We start from the raw sequence: 15,574 nt of genomic DNA on the forward strand, positions 1-15,574 counted from the left end.
ATGCCGGTCGGCCGGGCCTACCGGCAGTCGGGATAGCAGTCATCCTCATCCACTCCGCTGCCCGCAGGTGGCGTTGGGCTGTCAGGGAACTCCATGACAGCTCCTGGCAATGCGCCGTCGGTGGACTTGCAGGCTTTGAGCGAGCTGCCGAGTGCTGACGCACAAATCGCGCTTACGTCCAGCCCCGGACCCGGCTCGCCTGGAAGGCCGGTGCCGGCTATCCGCTCTATGCTGTCCAATATCGGGAAGGCGTCGATACCGCCGTAGCCGGTCAGCAGTTTGCCATTGTCCGACGTGCAGGCGTGGCCCGGGTTTGTGATCACGAGCTTGCGGCCATTCATCATGCAGGTCATGCGGCCGGCGCGCAGTATGCCGACGGTCTGACCAGCTATCACAAGCACTTCAATGATGCCGCCTCTGGCTCCGAGCACCATGTGTGGCGTCGCAACTTGCATGTCGCCGCCCTTCGAAACCTGACCGCCGTAGAAACGGGCCAGGCCGCTGTTCATCCCGATGTCGATCTTTCCTGATCGGGACCCCGGGTTGTAGACGAATTCATCGATCGTCAGGCTGGTGTTCGGACCAATCTTGGCGCTCGACTCGTCCCGGAACACGAGCATTCCGAGACCGGTGATATTGCTGCGCAGCTGGTCGCCGAGTTCGACGGCAGCGCCGACGTTCATCGCCTCGCGATCATTGCGGATGATGTTGGTCTGGTAGGCCGTCATGGACCCGACCGTTTCAGCGACAGATGGTGCCGCAAAGGCAAGGCAGGCGATACAAGTCGCTATCTGACGATACAGGGTCCTCATCGCGGCCTCTTTCAGTTGAGCGTCAACGTGTAGCTCACGAGCAATTCGAATGAATTTCGGTCGCGGCTAGCGATATCGAAGTCGGTTTCGCGATAGGCGAGGTCGACACTGACCTTCTGCCACTCCGTGAGCTGAAAATCGCTTTCCGAGGCAACGCGCCAGAAATCGCTCTCTATGTTCGTGCCGATGCCGACGGACAAGTCGGGAGTGTCGCTGTGGCCGGCCGAGAAGGCGACCTGATGTGACCATACGAAAAGGTCCGGCACTTCCATCATCACGCCGCCGTAGCGGACCTCTCCCATGTAGCTGCGGCCGATTTCGCCAGCTCCGGAGGCGAAGTCATTCGAGCCGACCAGGCGCAGTCCGAGCGCCTGGCCATTGCGGAAGCGGTAGCTGCCGCCTGCCTCATAGAAGACCCTGCTATCGGCGAAGATGCCTTTCGAGCCGCTTAGATCGATGTAGCCGGCACCTGCAAAAAGCGTCGTCTCGACGGTGGGGCGCACGAGGAAGCGCCCACTTAGACCGACGCCGGTCTCGTGAACGTCGCTGTCGAAGCGATCTGTAACGGCGAACGCGGAAAGTAGCAGCCGTAGCGAATCGATCCCGCTGTTGGGCAGTCCCTTGTCCAAGGTAATGGCGGCGTTACCGTGGGTAAAAGTCTCCTCGGCACCGGGAACCGACAGGTCTTTGGTGAAAAAGCGCTCTGTAGCGGCCAACGAGCCCGAGAGGACAAGTGCATCAGCACTTGGCGTGCCGAGATCCCATCGGACAAAGCCTTCCGCCCGCCCATAGGGCGAGACCAAGGTGCGGTCGTCTTCGGCCCCGCCCGGCTCAAAATCGGTGGATGCGCTGAACATGCCGCCAGTCAGAGCGATTTCCCAGGTGACGCCAAGTAACGCGCGCTCGATGCGGGCGAGCAGGCGAACGGCTTCCTGCTGCTCATCGGCGGACAGGTCCCCGACCTCGAGGCCGTACTGCACCTGCCGCCGGGCCAATTCATAGGAGCCGACATGATAGTACAACCGGCTGGCCGCGAGCCGGGCGCGCGCATCGCGAGGATATTTGATGAGATACTGCTCGATCGACGAGATCGCCTGATCGTACTGCCCTGCGTTGACGGCAACTGTGACGAATTGAGCTAGCGTTCCATTGTCGGTCGGATTGGCAATGCGGGCCGAAAACGCATCGTCATAGGCCGGATAGAGACCTTGTGCGCCGGCCGGCAATATGCCGGTACAAAGCAGCGCCGCGGCGAAGCCGAAGATCATTGAAAACGAGGAATGCATGCCGAGAACCCCACCCAACCCGACTAGTGCAGCGGATCTAGCACGCCTACACGAAAAAAAGCGACAGAACTGTCACGAGACCTCCGAGTCTTCAGCAGCTGTTGCAGCTGCGCAACAAACTATCGGGTTCATTCGCATTTCGCCTACGCTGGTTGGTCAAACATCTTCTCAGCGTTGCTTGACTTCGAGAAAGTATTCGCTACAAACGGCAACTAAGACAAATCATAATCAGCCGTGGATTGCGCAGCCGACAAGATCAATATTGTTTGCGCGATTCTGCACGTATCTGGTCGCCGCATGACCCATCAGGGTCACATGCAGCTCATCCGAAGGTCTTCCGTCGCGTTGCGCAGCGGTCGGAGAGGGCTGGCGGGCGATGCTTCGCAGGACGCCCTGCGCAATGTGCGGCCTAGCCTTTGTTATCTTGTTGAACACCGACGAGGTCAGCTTATAGGCCACAACGTCCTCGTCCGCGATCGCGTCCGTCGAGCGTGCTCGCTCTGTCAGGAAACCCATCTCCCCCACCGTGATGCTCGCCAGCCGGCGCCGCCCGCCAGGCGTACTTACCCAGACGCTGATACAGCCGCGCGTCAGCATCCACAGCCGGCCTGCCGGATCGCCAGCACGGCACAGCACGGCGCCTTTGGGGAATTCGACGTGGTCGAGATAGCTCATCAGCACCTTCAAATCTTCCGGGACGCGTCCGCGGACGCGACCTACAGCACGAGCATGGTGGCCAGTCCCAGCATCAGACCCATGCCTACGATATCGGTCACGGTGGTTAGGAAGATGGCCGAAGCCACGGCCGGATCGGCGCCGACACGCCGCAGGCCCAACGGGATCAGCACGCCGGAGATTCCGGACATGAGGCACGATCCGGACATTGCGAGCAGGATCACAAGTGCCAGCATGGGCGCCTGGGATGCCGACTCCGGCTGCCGTGAAGCGTAGAACCACATGGCCGCAGCCGCCACCAGACCGACGAGCAGGCCGTTGGCGATCCCGAGCGCTCCCTCCCTCAGCACCAGGTGCAGCTTCGGTCGTTTGTCCACATCCCCTAAGGCGAGGCCACGCAGCGTAATAGCCAGCGCCTGGCAGCCGGTGTTTCCGCTCTGTCCGGCCAACACCGGGAGGAACGCCGCCAACGCGACGATCTTCTCGATCGTGCCTGTGAACGAGCCGACCACGAAAGCGGCTATGAAGGCCGTCAGCAGGTTGAGCTGCAGCCACGGATGACGTTTCAAGAAGGCTGAAAACAGCGGAGTGAAAGAACGCTCCTCCTTCTGGACACCCACCATCTGGCCAGGTTGGGCAGAAATCTCGATGATTTGCTGCTCGAACAGCCGCCAGCCGCGAACCTGCCCGAGCAGCCGGTTCTCCGCGTCCACGACGGGATAGACAGGGTAGTGACGGCGTACCGCCGCCTTGCAGGCTTCGCTCAAAGGCATATCGACGTGAAGGGCGAACGGACTTGCCAGCATGATCTGATCCACCGTCGCGTCGGCCTCGCTCAGCATCAGATCGCGCAAGACCACCAGGCCAACCAGTCTATCGCCCTCGTCCGTGATGTAGAGGTAAGTCAACTCGGTCGGCACCTGCGCGCGCCTGACGGCCTCGACTGCGGCGGCTACCGTCGTCCCGACAGCAACGCTGGCGGGGATCGGGTCCATCAGCTCGACGATGGCCTCGGGGATCGCGAGATCCTTGCCGTCGGTATGAGATTTGATGGGCATCCTTTGCGATGGCAAATACTCCGCCACCTTCCGGGCGTGCCTATCCGGTAACAACTTTAGTGCGTCGCGGATTAACTCGGGAGACTCTCGGGCTAGCAATTCAGCCGCGTCGTCAGGTGCCCGAGCACGCAGCGTGCGCACCAACTTCTGAATGTCGTTCTCTTCCCTCATCTATTCCCCCAACCTCTAATGTTGCGCCTCTGAGCTTATAGACGGGACCGGTTCGCTCTGCCCAGGCGCACGGTGGCCCAAGCGCCTCGATCCGGAAATCTTCGCCTTCTCAGGGCGCCCGAGTAGACCGACCCAGGCAAATCTGAGCCATTGCGTGGGTGCATACAGGCGGGCTGTAACGTCAGCGTGTCGCCAAGAGAATTGACGTGTTGCCGAACTTCACCGTCGATTCCTGGGCTCTGCGAGCACGTCGCAACCCATCAACGAAGTAAGGTCGGCAATGGGCCGTCGTGGCCCTGCTCATTGGGGTGCGCTCAGCCCAACAGTTCGCGGTGTGAACGGCCGCGATTTAACCTGGGAAGATGGTGAAACCGCCATCGACTCGGATGATCTGCCCGTTGATGAAACGCGCGCGCGGACCGGCGAGGAAGGCCACCGCTTCGGCGATCTCTTCAGGCTCGGCATACCGGTTCAGCGATTTCTTGCTCGAATCCATGCGCTCCGGATCGACCACGCGGCTCGCTTGGAACCGTGCCGTCTTGGTGGCGCCGGGGCTCACCGCATTGATGCGCACGCCGTCGTCGATCAATTCCTTGGCGAGGCAGCGCGTATAATGGACGACGGCCGCCTTAAGCGTGGAGTAGACTACCTCCGGCGAGCATCCGATATGCGCTGCCGCCGAGGCAATGTTGATCACCGAGCCTGAGCCGCGCTTGACCATAGGCGGAATGAACGCCTGGCAGACCAGCATCGTGCCGATGAGATTGTTCTCGGTCAGAACCTTGATGTCATCATAGTCGATGTCGAGCGCGTTGTTGGGGCTGGGCTTTACCCCCTTGGCGCCGATGTCACCGCCGGCGCAGTTGACCAGAACGTGCACATCGCCGAGGTCCGCCTCGATCTTCCTCTTCATTTCGGCGACGGCTTGCCTGTCGCCTATGTTGCCGGTGACCGCGGTCACCCGTGTCCCATGTTTTTCCAAACCCCTGGCGGATTCGCCGAGGTCTGCGAATTCGCCATATTGCGATGGCCGGGTCCAATCGAGATCATGGATCGCGACGTTTGCTCCAAGTTCGGCCATGCGGTCGGCCATGACGCGGCCGAGGCCGCGTCCCGAGCCAGTCACGAAGGCAGTCAGGCCGCTGAGTTCTCGGGCAGTCATGCTGATTTCTCCATTGCAATGAAATCGAACTTCTTCATGTTGGCAGCGCTGCGCCGGATCATGTCGAGCTCATACGAAACGAGCGCGCCGTCATCGTCGCGTTCCCATGGCGTCCGGTAGTCGGCGTCGTCCGCAAGGCGGTTTACGCGCGCAGCACTCAGGCAGGCCGCGAACTCGCGCGCGGTCTTAGGCGCATATCCGTTCCACCAGTCGTCGGTGAGACAGCGAACGTGGCGGGCCTCCAGCGCGCCCGGCTCGAGCACGGCCGTCAGCGTGTCGTGGTGCTCGCCAAGGATGGCTGCCAGTTCGGCGAAAGGCACGGCGCCGTCGCCGATCGCGCAGCGGACGAGACGATAGCCCTCATCCGTGAACTGCACGCGATAGTCCTTGAGGTGGACATGGCGGACATGCGGCGCGATCCGCCGCGTGAAGACAAGCGGTGCCTCGCCGACAGGGAACGTGTTGCCCGTATCGTAGGTGATGCCGACACCAGGCCCGCCGAGTTCGCAGAACGCGACCAGTTCGTCGCTGTCGAAGTCCTGATGGTTCTCGATGCCGAGCACCCGGCCCTCCGCCGCCGCACGCGGCCCCCATTCCGTCAGGGCAGCGCGGATCGTCGCGTTGAACTCGCTCCATTTCCCACCCCACACGTTGCGGTCGCCGCACAAGACGGGGGTCAGTGCGATACGGATTATTGTCGCCTCGAGCAGGCGCGCAGCCCGAAACGCGTTGTCCAACGGACCGGCCACGAGCAGTCCGCCACTGACCACCGGGACGATGTCGAGCGCGGCCAGACGCCTGCGCAGCTCGACGACCGCGGCGTCCGGCAATTCGGTCAGCCACGGTTCGTAGATCTCGAGCGTGCGTGCGCCCAGTTCCTGCGCGAGCGCTATGAAGCCTTCCAGCCCCGCGCCATCCGGATTGTGCCGCGGCGTACCGCGTCCCTGCAGGCCGAGAGTGTAGGTCAGTCCGTAAGGGTTGAGGCCGAGACGAAGCATCAGTTTGGCAGTTCCGTTGAAAGATATGGAAGCGATCGCATCAGCGCAGGCCGGCATCGACGGCGATGGACTGCTTCGTGATCATGCGGCTGTCATCGGCGGCAAGGAAGAGCACGGTCCGTGCAATCTCCTCGCCCAGGAGGACGCGGCGGATCAATTGCCGCTGCACCGTCTGGTCGATTGCGTCCTGCGTCTTGAACCACAGCTCGCGCTGCCGCTCGGTGATTACGGCGCCGGGTTCGACTGCATTGACGCGGATGTTGTCGGATCCAAACGACCGCGCCAGTGCGCGCGTCAGCGCCACCACAGCCCCCTTGGCGGTGGCATAGGCCACCATCTGGTCCGCGCCGAAACGCCAGGCGATGGAAGAGAAGTTTATGATCGAGCCGAAGCCGAGTTCCTTCATATGCGGATGCACCGCCTGCGCAGCGAAGAAGTGATGCCGGAGATTGACGTCGAAACTGCGGTCCCAATATTCGGCTGTCACCGCGTCAACAGGATGGCGCTGATCATCGGCAGCGTTGTTCACCAGGACGGCGACCGGACCAAGCTGCGCGCGCACGCCTTCTACCGACGCCTGCAGCGCAGCGATGTCGGTGACATCGCAGTGGAGGTACAGGGGAGCTCGCCCGCCGGCACCGCTGAGCTCACGCACCAGTGCCTCCGCGGGTCCATCCTGCACATCGAGAAAGCCCACATGGGCGCCATTCGCCACGAAAGCACGGACCATATCGGCCCCGATCCCGGAGGCGCCGCCGGAGATCAGCACGACGCGATCGGTCAAGCTCGGATAAGTCGCGAATTGTATGGACATCAGATCACAGAAGCGCCCTGGTTGTTGGATCGAACAGACAGGCGCGCGACATGTCGATGCCGAGCGTTATCGTCTCGCCCATGACGGGAGCGTCATCCGGCTCGAATCGGCCGGTGATCTCCAGGTCGCCTAGCCTGAGGACGGCAAGCGTCTCGGCCCCGGTCGGCTCGACCAGTTCGACCGGCGCCTGCATGGACTCGACAGCAGGTTTGCGCGACTTCAGGTCCGTCGTGAAACGGTAGATGTGTTCCGGCCGAACACCGAGCACCACGTCCTTTGGCGCACTGGCGGGCAAAGGCGCGGCAAGGGCAAGAGTAGCGTCGCTGCCGTCAGCGGCGCGCACCGCGATGCTGGTCGAACCGGTAAGCCGGGCGGGGATGAAATTCATCGCCGGCGACCCCATGAAACCGGCCACGAACATGTTGGTCGGCCGGTCATAGATCCGCTTCGGCGTGTCGAACTGCTGCACCGAGCCCTGGTTCATCACCGCAATGCGGGACGCTAGCGTCATCGCCTCGACCTGATCATGGGTGACGTACACCGTCGTCTTGCCGACGCGGTGGTGCAGCTTCTTGATTTCGGTGCGCATGTCGACGCGCAGCTTGGCGTCGAGATTGGACAGCGGCTCGTCGAACAGAAACAGCTTCGGGTCGCGTACCAGTGCGCGCCCCATCGCAACACGCTGCCGCTGGCCACCTGACAGCTGCCCCGGCTTGCGTTTGAGCAGCTGCTCGATCTGCAGGAGTGCGGCAACCCGCTTTACCGCTTCCGCTTGCTCCGCCTTGGGCACGCCCCGGCTTTCCATGCCGAAGGTGATGTTCTGGCGCACCGTCATCGTGGGGTAGAGGGCGTATGACTGGAACACCATCGCTATGTCGCGGTCCTTGGGCTGGACGGAATTCACCAGCCGGTCGCCGATCCAGATCTCGCCCGAGGTGACGGTTTCCAGGCCGGCGATCATGGCGAGCAAGGTTGATTTGCCGCAGCCGGAGGGACCGACGAGCGCGATGAATTCTCCGGTCCGAGCCTCGAGATTGATGCCGGCCAGGATCTCGAGCCCGCCATAGCTCTTGTGAAGGTCGCGGATCATCAGCGCGGACATGGGCGATGCCTCATTTGATGGCGCCCTGTGTCAGGCCGCGCACGAAGTACTTTCCACCGAACAGGTAGATCAGCAACGGCGGCAGCGCGCCGATCAGCACGGCTGCGCTCATCACATCGTAAGCGCGGGCGGTCGTGCCGCCGGCAGTGAGGGCGACCAATGCCGCCGTAATCGGCTGCTGCTGGCCCGAGGTGAAGACGACGCCGAACAGATACTCGTTCCAGATACCGGTGAATTGCCAGATGACGGTGACAATCAAAATCGGCGGCGACAGGGGCAGGATGATCTTGCGAAAAATCCGCCAGAAGCCAGCGCCGTCGATGCGTGCCGCCTTGATAAGATCGTCCGGTATGCTGACGTAGAAGTTGCGACAGAACAGGGTGGTGAACGAGATGCCCTGGACGACATGAATCAAGACCAGCCCATACGTCGAATTGGTCAACCCGAGTTTGCCGAGCAGGAACGCCCACGGCATCAGCGAGATCTGGCCGGGCATGAAGACGCCGAGCAGCATCAGATTGAATAGAGTTTCCGAGCCCTTGAAGCGCCATTTCGACAGCACGTAGCCGTTCATCGCCCCGAGTAGCGTGGAGATGACCGTCGCGGGGATCGTCATCCAGAGCGAGTTGAAGAAATTGCGCTTCATGCCTTCGCAGGTGCCGCTGACGCAATAAGTGCCCCAGGCCTGCGCCCACGCGTCGAGGCGGAAGCTGCGCGGCAGGGAGATGAGGCCGTTGCGGGCAATCTCCGACTGCTCCCGCAACGAATTGAAGACCACGACCAGCAGCGGTGCAAGGTAGATGACAGCAAAAAGCGTCAGCACCGCATAGACAAAGAAGCGGTTCCAGAAATATCGCCGGGTAGCCGCGGCCGCTTCGGGATCATGCCGGGCATTGAGGGCAATGTCAGCCATTGCGACCCTCCGCCCGCCTGCGCCAAACGATCCATAAGGAATAGGGCACCAGCACAACCGCAAGGGCGGCGAGCATCATCATCGCCGCAGCGGCACCCTCGCCGATTTGCCCGCGCTGGAACATCAGATCGTAGACGTAGATCGCCGGGAAGGTAGTGGAGACACCTGGTCCACCCCGCGTCAACGCCGCCACCAGGTCGAACGTCTTGATGGCGAACTGGATTTGAATGACCGCCACCGCCAGAAAAATCGGGGCGATCGTTGGCAGGATGACCTTCCGATAGGTTCGGGAAACCGACGCGCCGTCGATCTGCGCCGCTTTGATGAGATCCGGATCGACGGACCGCAGGCCAGCCAGGAAAAGCGCCATGGCGAAGCCGGACGACTGCCAGATACCGGTTATGATCACCGCATAGATCGCGGTGTTGCGGTTGGCCGTCAGGGCGAAGCTGAAGTCGGTCCAGCCGAGCCCCCGCACGAAGGCCTGAATGCCGTCGACGGGATTATAGAGCCAGCTCCACACCGTACCGGTGACGATGAAGGACACTGCCAGCGGATAGAGGAAGATCGTGCGCCAAACCGCCTCGCCGCGAACGCGCTGGTCGATCAGGATCGCGAGAAGCAGTCCGATGGCCATCGAGCCGACAATATAGAAGCCGCTGAACAGGAAGAGGTTGGTATAGGCGATGTTCCAGCGCCGGTTGGCCCAGAGCGAAGCATAATTGTCCAGACCGACGAACCCATAGGTCGGCATCAGCGACGAATTGGAGAGCGAGAGATACAGCGTCCAGAGCGTGAAGACGAAAACGTAGATGAAACTCACCGCAAGCGACGGCGCCAGCACCAGAATGGGCACCATCGTGCCCAGGCGCTGCCGCCACGGGGCTGCGGGAGGCGCAACCGGTACAGTCAGGTCATGCGTGGACATCGGCTGCTCCGGCGAAGTCAGGCCGGGCGCGCCACGCCGGGCCAATCATCGGCAGCTTCTTCACATCTGCGCTTCGGCCGCATCAGCCATCGCACTAGCTGCGTCCTGTGCGGTCATGTCCGGCGTCGCCACGAATTCGGTGACGGTATCCATGATCGCGCCGCGCACCTTCTGCGGGATCGTCATGTTATGCGCCATCGAACGGACAAGCGTGCCGCCATCGATCGACGCCTGCAGGTCCTTCTGGGAGAGCTGCTGGCAGCGATTGAAGCCGTTCGAAAGATCGACGTCGAGACGGGCCGGGATCGAGCCCTTGGTCTGATTGAAAATCGTCTGGAACTCGGGCGACAGGATGGTGCTGGCGAGCAGTTTCTGCCCCTCGACGTAGTCCGGATCCTTCTGCTGGAAGAACACGACCGAGTCGGAATTCAGGATGAAGCCCGGCTTGCCCCAGTCGGTCGGCGCCTGGGCGCAGACATAGTCGGTGCCCTCCTTGAAGCCGCCGGCCGTGAGCAGGCCGAGCGTCCAGTCGCCCATGATGTGGAAGGCGGCCTCGCCGCGGCCGACCAGATGCGACATGGTATCCCAGTCGCGCCCGTTCATGCCGGGGTCCATATATTTCGTCGTCATGGTGCGGAACTGTTCGAAGGCCTTGACCATGCCGTCGCTGCGCATCGCCTCGACGTCACCCTCGACGAAGGCCTTCTTGAAGAGATCGAGATCCATTCCGTAGACCACGACCTCGAAGACCGTCGAATCGGTCCAGTCGGCAGTCGAGTGCGAGATGCAGATCTTGCCTGACGCCACGATCTTGTCGCAGGCGGCGTTGAAGTCTGCCCACGTCTTCGGCACCTCGGCGACGCCTGCTTCCTGCATGACCTTCGGCGATGCCCACAGCCAGTTGATGCGATGGATGTTCATCGGTGCCGCCACCCAGCTGCCGGTCGGCTTCATCACCGGCAGCAATTCGGGAGCGACGACCTTCTCCCAATTTTCCGTTGTCGCCAGGTCGTCGAGATTGGCTGTCATGCCGGTCTCGTTCCATTCGGCGATCTCGGGCCCCTTGAGCTGCACCGCGGGGGGTGCGTTGCCGGCTATCACGTCGGCGCGCAGTTTCGCCAGCGTGTTGGCCGTGTGGCCTGCGATGGAGGTCTGCTGCCAGGTGCCACCCTTGGCGGTGAACATCTCGCCGAGCTTTGCAATAGCCTGAGCGTCCGATCCGGTCGCCCATTGATGCAACAGGTTGGTCTTGGGCTCTGCGAGCGCGGCTCCCGCAACAAAGGTGTACGCCGCAGCGGCCGCAACGGCCGTCCTCAGGTATTCCATCGCTTCACTCCCATATGTGATGTGCGGTTCGCATCGACCGCTTATGGACGCAATTTGAGCTCGTCGCAGACGGAGATGCAGTAATCCCCGTTCTTTCCAAGATGACATATTTGAGCTATCAGTCAACGTCCTTTGCGCTTATCATGAACAAACCTTCGCTTAGAAATTGGCTGATCGACAAGCCCTCCGCATCACCGGAGAGCCTGATCGTGCGATGCCTGCGTGAGCGCGGCGTGCTTTCTGCGTCGCAAATCACCCGAATCACCGGCTTGGCGAGATCGACGGTTTCAACCGCGCTCAATGGCTTGAGAAAGTCCGGAATGGTGATCGAATCCTCGGCCCACCATGACGGGGCCAGGGGCATTGGCAGGCCTGCCGCGACCTTGACGCTCAATCCCGCTGCGGGCACCTGCGTCGGGATCCATCTGGGCCTCGACGAGATGCGGTGCGTCGTCGCCGACGTCTCGCATTCGGTCATTACCGAACAAACTATCCCCATGGGTCTGGACTACCAGCCACAACAGGCGGCCCAGCTCGCCAGGTCAGCAATTGCCCAATGCTACGAAGAGAACGGTCTGCCGATGGCGGGACTCCTGGGGGTTGGGGTTTCCGTCTCGGGCCCTGTCAGCCGCGAAGGAGTGGTGCAGCGTGCGAGTATTGTTCCGACCTGGGCTGGGGTCAACATCCGCGACGTATTCGGGCCGGTTCTCGAACAGCCAATTTTCGCCGATAACGAGAGCAACTGCTCGGCCATTGCCGAGCTGATGTGGGGCGCGGCCGTCGGCCAAGACGATTTCGTGCTGTTCAAGATCGATCTGGGCGTCGGTGGGGCCATTGTCCAGCATGGCCGGCTGGTGACCGGCATCGCCGGCGGCGCCGGCGAATTCGGTCACATCAGCATCGATCCCGGCGGCGATCTTTGCCGGTGCGGCAATCGCGGATGTCTGGAGCTCTATGCGAGTTTTGCCCGGCCGCTCGAGCAGATTTCGCGCATCGTGCGGCGACCGGTCACGATGGACGAGGTGATCATGATGGCTGAACAGGGCGACGTCGGGGCACTGCGTATGATCGAGGACACCGCCGAGTTCGCCGGCCGTGGGCTTGGCTTGATCAGCTCGGTGATCAATCCGCCGCTCATCATCATCGGTGGCCGCATGGCGTTGGCAGGTGACATTCTCCTGGCACCGCTGATCGCGTCATATGAACGCCACACGCTCATCAAGTCCCGCGATATCGCGCCCGCCCTGCGCACGCGGATAATCGTTGGCAAGCACACAGAGAACGATGCATTGCTCGGCGCAGTCGGCCTCGTGCTGCGCCACAACAGCCGCCTGCAATGATCTGGCTTTGCGCCGGGTGGCTTTCAGATCGACCAAACGACTTCGAAAAGGTGGTTGAACCGGCGCGAACCGACCCCCATGCAGAGGGATACGGAGGCCTAAACCTCGCCAAGCGTCTTGACTAGGCGCGGGAACAAAGGGAAAACATTCAAAGTGAGTCCGGGAGGCGGCGATTGCCTATCCAAATTGCGAATGACCCGGCGGATCTATTTCGTCATGTGAGCGCCGAGAAGGCCGTATTCTATCGCTGCATCATGGACGTCTTCGCGGCGGCCAAGCGGCAATATCGATTGCAGTTGCGGCCAGACGAAGTGCTTGCCGAAGCCCGATGGCCGAACCGACCGCCGCGCATTGAGGACGTGAATACGGCGCTCACCCAGCTCACGGAATGGGGCAATCTCGAATCGCACCCCGACACCGCGCGGGTTTCCAGCCTTAGCGACTTCTACCGTGCGCGCTTTCTCTACCGGCTCTCGCAGGGCGGCGAGGCCGTGGAATCGGCCTTGGCGATGTTTGTACAGACCTTGCAGCGCCGCGCTGAACTGCAGACGGTGGCGCTCGAGGACATAGCGAGCCGACTGCAGGCACTGCAGGCGCTGGCCGAAGCAACTCAACCCGACGTCGCCAAGGTTCACGAAACACTGCGGGATCTTGTACGTGTCTTCGAAGGTTTAGCCGAGAACGCGCAGGCGTTCATGGCCGGTGTCGCCCGCAGCATCGAGCTGCAGCAAGCCGAGGCAGGGGCGGTCGCAAACTACAAGAAGCGGCTGATCGACTATCTCGAACGCTTCATGGGCGATCTGGTGCGCCGTTCCGACACGATCGCACGCCTCATCCTGGCTTTGGAGCCGGGCGTCGAGGCCCTGCTTGGGCAGGTGGCAGAGCGCGAATCGCGGGACGCGGCTCCCGACGGCGCACAGGATCAGGCCGAGGCGCGGAAAGGCTACCTGCAAGCATGGCGAGAACGCTGGAAGGGTCTGCGCGGCTGGTTCCTCAGCACCGGCCACGAGCCGCCGCAAGCCGAACTGTTGCGGGCGCGGGCACGGTCGGCCATCCCGCAGCTTCTGGCCGCTATCGCCGCGCTGAATGAGCGGCGCAGCGGCCGCAGTGATCGCTCTGCCGACTTCCGCCTGCTCGCCGGCTGGTTTGCCGCTTGCGCAGACAACGGCGAGGCGCACCGGCTTGCGCGGGCTGCGTTCGCTCTCAATCCAGCGCGGCATTTCTCGCTCAACGCCAGCGTGGACGCCGAGCTACCGGCCAGCACCTCCTGGGCCGATGCCCCGCCACTCAAGATTCACCCGCGTTTGCGCGAATATGGCGAAGCGGCCCCGCGCGGACCGCTGCCGCGCGTGCGAGACCGCGCCGAAGAGCGCGCGTTCCTGGCGCTTCAGCTCGCTGAGGAATCACAGCAGGTCGAAGCAGCGCGCAAGCGTCTCGCCACCAGCCGCCCGGCGCGGCTTTCGGATCTTGGGGAACTTGACCTGCATGCCTTCGGTCTGTTCCTGGGCCTGCTCGGGGAGACGCTGGCCGAACAAGCCGGGCCGGAGACGCCGGTGCAACGCCAGACGAGCGACGGCTTGCTGCACATCCACCTGAAGCCGCTTGCCCCCGACAGCCGCGCCACGATCGACACGCCGCATGGGGTCTTTGCCGGGCGCGACCATCTGATCACCATCACCCCCTTGCAGGACGGTCGATGAAGGCGGCGAGCGACTACAACGACAGTCGCGGCATCGGCTTGGTGCAGCAGCGTTTCCAGCGCGAGGAGTTTCGCGCCTGCGTGCGCGCCCTGCTGATGACGCCGATGATCGGCCCGACGCATGAGGATTTCGCCGCTATACGCCGCCAGGCCGAAGCATTGCGCGAATGGTTTTCTCGCGAGACGGGCTGGATACTGCAGGTTGAGCGCGAGGGCGCGCGCCTCTACAAGCGGCCCGGAAACCTGACCGACGCCATGCGCGGCATCCCCGGCTACGATCGCCGGCGCTACGTGCTGCTTTGCCTCGCCTGCGCGGTGCTCGAACGCGCCGACCCGCAGATCACTTTGCGCCTACTCGGGGAGAGGCTGCTGGAGCTCGCCGCCGAGCCGACGCTCGACTTCACCTTCGCCCTCGAGGCGCAACACGAGCGGCGCGAACTCGTCTCGGTGTGCCGCACATTGCTGAGCCTCGGGGTGTTGCATCGCGTGGCCGGCGACGAAGGAACGTTCGTGCAAGCCGGAGGCGATCAGGCGGATGCGCTCTACGACGTGCAGCGCCGCATGCTTTCCGGCATGCTCGCGGCCGTGCGTGGCCCCTCCACCTGGACTCCGGAAGAGGCGCCGGCAACGCTCGAAGAGCGGCTGTGCGCCCTGGTCGGCGAACATGTGGCGGACAGCGAGGAAGGTCGGCGCACGGCGCTGCGCCACCAGCTCGCACGCCGGCTTCTCGACGATCCGGTTGTCTATGTCGAAACGTTGGACCCGGAAGCCCGTGCATACTTCTTCAACCAGCGCGGAGCGATGGCGGCGCGCCTGTGCGATGCTGCCGGCCTGGTGGCGGAACAGCGCGCGGAAGGGCTGGCGCTGGTCGACGAAGCCGGTCTGCTGACCGACGTGGCAATGCCTGCCGAAGGCACCGACGCCCATGTAACACTGCTTGTCGCCGAATATCTGGCAGCGGGGCAAAGGAAGCGGCGAGCCGATGGCGGCGACACGACGCAGGCCTTTTCCCGCGGTATCCACGAGCATGACATTGCCGGCTTCCTGCACGAGGCCAAGGCGCAGTATGGTCGTTACTGGCGTAAATCGGCACGCGAACCAGGCGCCGAACGCGAACTCGCTGCCATCGCGATCGAACGATTGGAAAAACTGCAGCTCGCGGTGCGGGAAGCCGGTGCCGTACATCCACTGCCGGCGCTAGCGCGCTTCGCGTTGGGCGAAGCTGACATCCGCGAAACTCGCAATGCACCGACAGCGGACGTCGGCTTTCGGCTCGAACCGACATGAACG

Annotated in this window: 14 protein-coding genes and 1 pseudogene; 4 read left to right on the plus strand and 11 right to left on the minus strand. The window is 62.8% G+C overall.

Going from position 1 to position 15,574, the window contains the following annotated elements; translation table 11 throughout:
* Positions 1 to 17: 17 nt before the first annotated feature.
* The 11 genes from CIT26_RS25760 to CIT26_RS25810 all read right to left on the minus strand — a co-directional run bounded on the left by CIT26_RS25760 (position 18) and on the right by CIT26_RS25810 (position 11,245).
* Positions 18 to 728 carry a FecR domain-containing protein gene (locus tag CIT26_RS25760; RefSeq protein ID WP_095495176.1) on the minus strand — a complete coding sequence of 237 codons (711 nt, stop codon included), beginning with the start codon at positions 726 to 728 and terminating at the stop codon, positions 18 to 20.
* 95 nt (positions 729 to 823) lie between these two features.
* Positions 824 to 2,098: a tetratricopeptide repeat protein gene (locus CIT26_RS25765; RefSeq protein WP_143747914.1), complete on the minus strand. Its 1,275-nt coding sequence runs from the start codon at positions 2,096 to 2,098 to the stop codon at positions 824 to 826.
* A gap of 228 nt (positions 2,099 to 2,326) precedes the next feature.
* Positions 2,327 to 2,779 (minus strand): Crp/Fnr family transcriptional regulator, encoded by a 453-nt coding sequence (locus tag CIT26_RS25770; protein WP_245319565.1) that lies wholly within the window; start codon positions 2,777 to 2,779, stop codon positions 2,327 to 2,329.
* 35 nt (positions 2,780 to 2,814) lie between these two features.
* Positions 2,815 to 4,002, minus strand: coding sequence for a magnesium transporter (locus CIT26_RS25775; RefSeq protein ID WP_095495179.1), 1,188 nt, complete (start codon positions 4,000 to 4,002; stop codon positions 2,815 to 2,817).
* A 349-nt stretch (positions 4,003 to 4,351) separates the two neighbouring features.
* Positions 4,352 to 5,164: an SDR family NAD(P)-dependent oxidoreductase gene (locus tag CIT26_RS25780; protein ID WP_095495180.1), complete on the minus strand. Its 813-nt coding sequence runs from the start codon at positions 5,162 to 5,164 to the stop codon at positions 4,352 to 4,354.
* The gene (locus CIT26_RS25785) at positions 5,161 to 6,162 is read right to left on the minus strand and encodes a sugar phosphate isomerase/epimerase family protein (RefSeq protein WP_095495254.1); all 1,002 of its coding nucleotides are present in this window, start codon (positions 6,160 to 6,162) and stop codon (positions 5,161 to 5,163) included. The genes CIT26_RS25780 and CIT26_RS25785 overlap by 4 nt, the downstream gene beginning before the upstream one ends.
* 40 nt (positions 6,163 to 6,202) lie before the next feature.
* Positions 6,203 to 6,976, minus strand: coding sequence for an SDR family NAD(P)-dependent oxidoreductase (locus CIT26_RS25790; protein WP_425350378.1), 774 nt, complete (start codon positions 6,974 to 6,976; stop codon positions 6,203 to 6,205).
* A 4-nt stretch (positions 6,977 to 6,980) separates the two neighbouring features.
* On the minus strand, positions 6,981 to 8,078 hold the full coding sequence (locus tag CIT26_RS25795; RefSeq protein WP_095495181.1) for an ABC transporter ATP-binding protein: 1,098 nt from the start codon (positions 8,076 to 8,078) through the stop codon (positions 6,981 to 6,983).
* A gap of 10 nt (positions 8,079 to 8,088) precedes the next feature.
* The gene (locus CIT26_RS25800; RefSeq protein ID WP_095495182.1) at positions 8,089 to 8,991 is read right to left on the minus strand and encodes a carbohydrate ABC transporter permease; all 903 of its coding nucleotides are present in this window, start codon (positions 8,989 to 8,991) and stop codon (positions 8,089 to 8,091) included.
* Entirely contained in the window at positions 8,984 to 9,919 is a 936-nt protein-coding gene (locus tag CIT26_RS25805; RefSeq protein WP_095495183.1) for a carbohydrate ABC transporter permease, read from the minus strand. The genes CIT26_RS25800 and CIT26_RS25805 overlap by 8 nt, the downstream gene beginning before the upstream one ends.
* 60 nt (positions 9,920 to 9,979) lie before the next feature.
* Entirely contained in the window at positions 9,980 to 11,245 is a 1,266-nt protein-coding gene (locus tag CIT26_RS25810; RefSeq protein ID WP_095495184.1) for an ABC transporter substrate-binding protein, read from the minus strand.
* A gap of 143 nt (positions 11,246 to 11,388) precedes the next feature.
* On the opposite strand from CIT26_RS25810, the pseudogene CIT26_RS38915 reads away from it, so the two are divergent.
* The 4 genes and pseudogenes from CIT26_RS38915 to CIT26_RS25825 form a co-directional block, all read left to right on the plus strand.
* Positions 11,389 to 11,517 (plus strand): annotated as a pseudogene (locus tag CIT26_RS38915) (hypothetical protein); the annotation flags it as partial.
* 111 nt (positions 11,518 to 11,628) lie between these two features.
* Positions 11,629 to 12,585, plus strand: a complete 957-nt coding sequence (locus tag CIT26_RS25815) for an ROK family protein (protein WP_245319552.1) — start codon at positions 11,629 to 11,631, stop codon at positions 12,583 to 12,585.
* Between the two features lie 218 nt (positions 12,586 to 12,803).
* Positions 12,804 to 14,285 carry a TIGR02677 family protein gene (locus CIT26_RS25820; RefSeq protein ID WP_245319553.1) on the plus strand — a complete coding sequence of 494 codons (1,482 nt, stop codon included), beginning with the start codon at positions 12,804 to 12,806 and terminating at the stop codon, positions 14,283 to 14,285.
* Complete coding sequence (locus tag CIT26_RS25825) at positions 14,282 to 15,571, plus strand: TIGR02678 family protein (RefSeq protein WP_095495187.1); 1,290 nt, start codon at positions 14,282 to 14,284, stop codon at positions 15,569 to 15,571. Before CIT26_RS25820 ends, CIT26_RS25825 begins: the two co-directional genes overlap by 4 nt.
* The last annotated feature ends 3 nt before the right edge of the window (positions 15,572 to 15,574 follow it).

The organism is Mesorhizobium temperatum (assembly GCF_002284575.1).
GTDB classification, from domain to species: domain Bacteria; phylum Pseudomonadota; class Alphaproteobacteria; order Rhizobiales; family Rhizobiaceae; genus Mesorhizobium; species Mesorhizobium temperatum.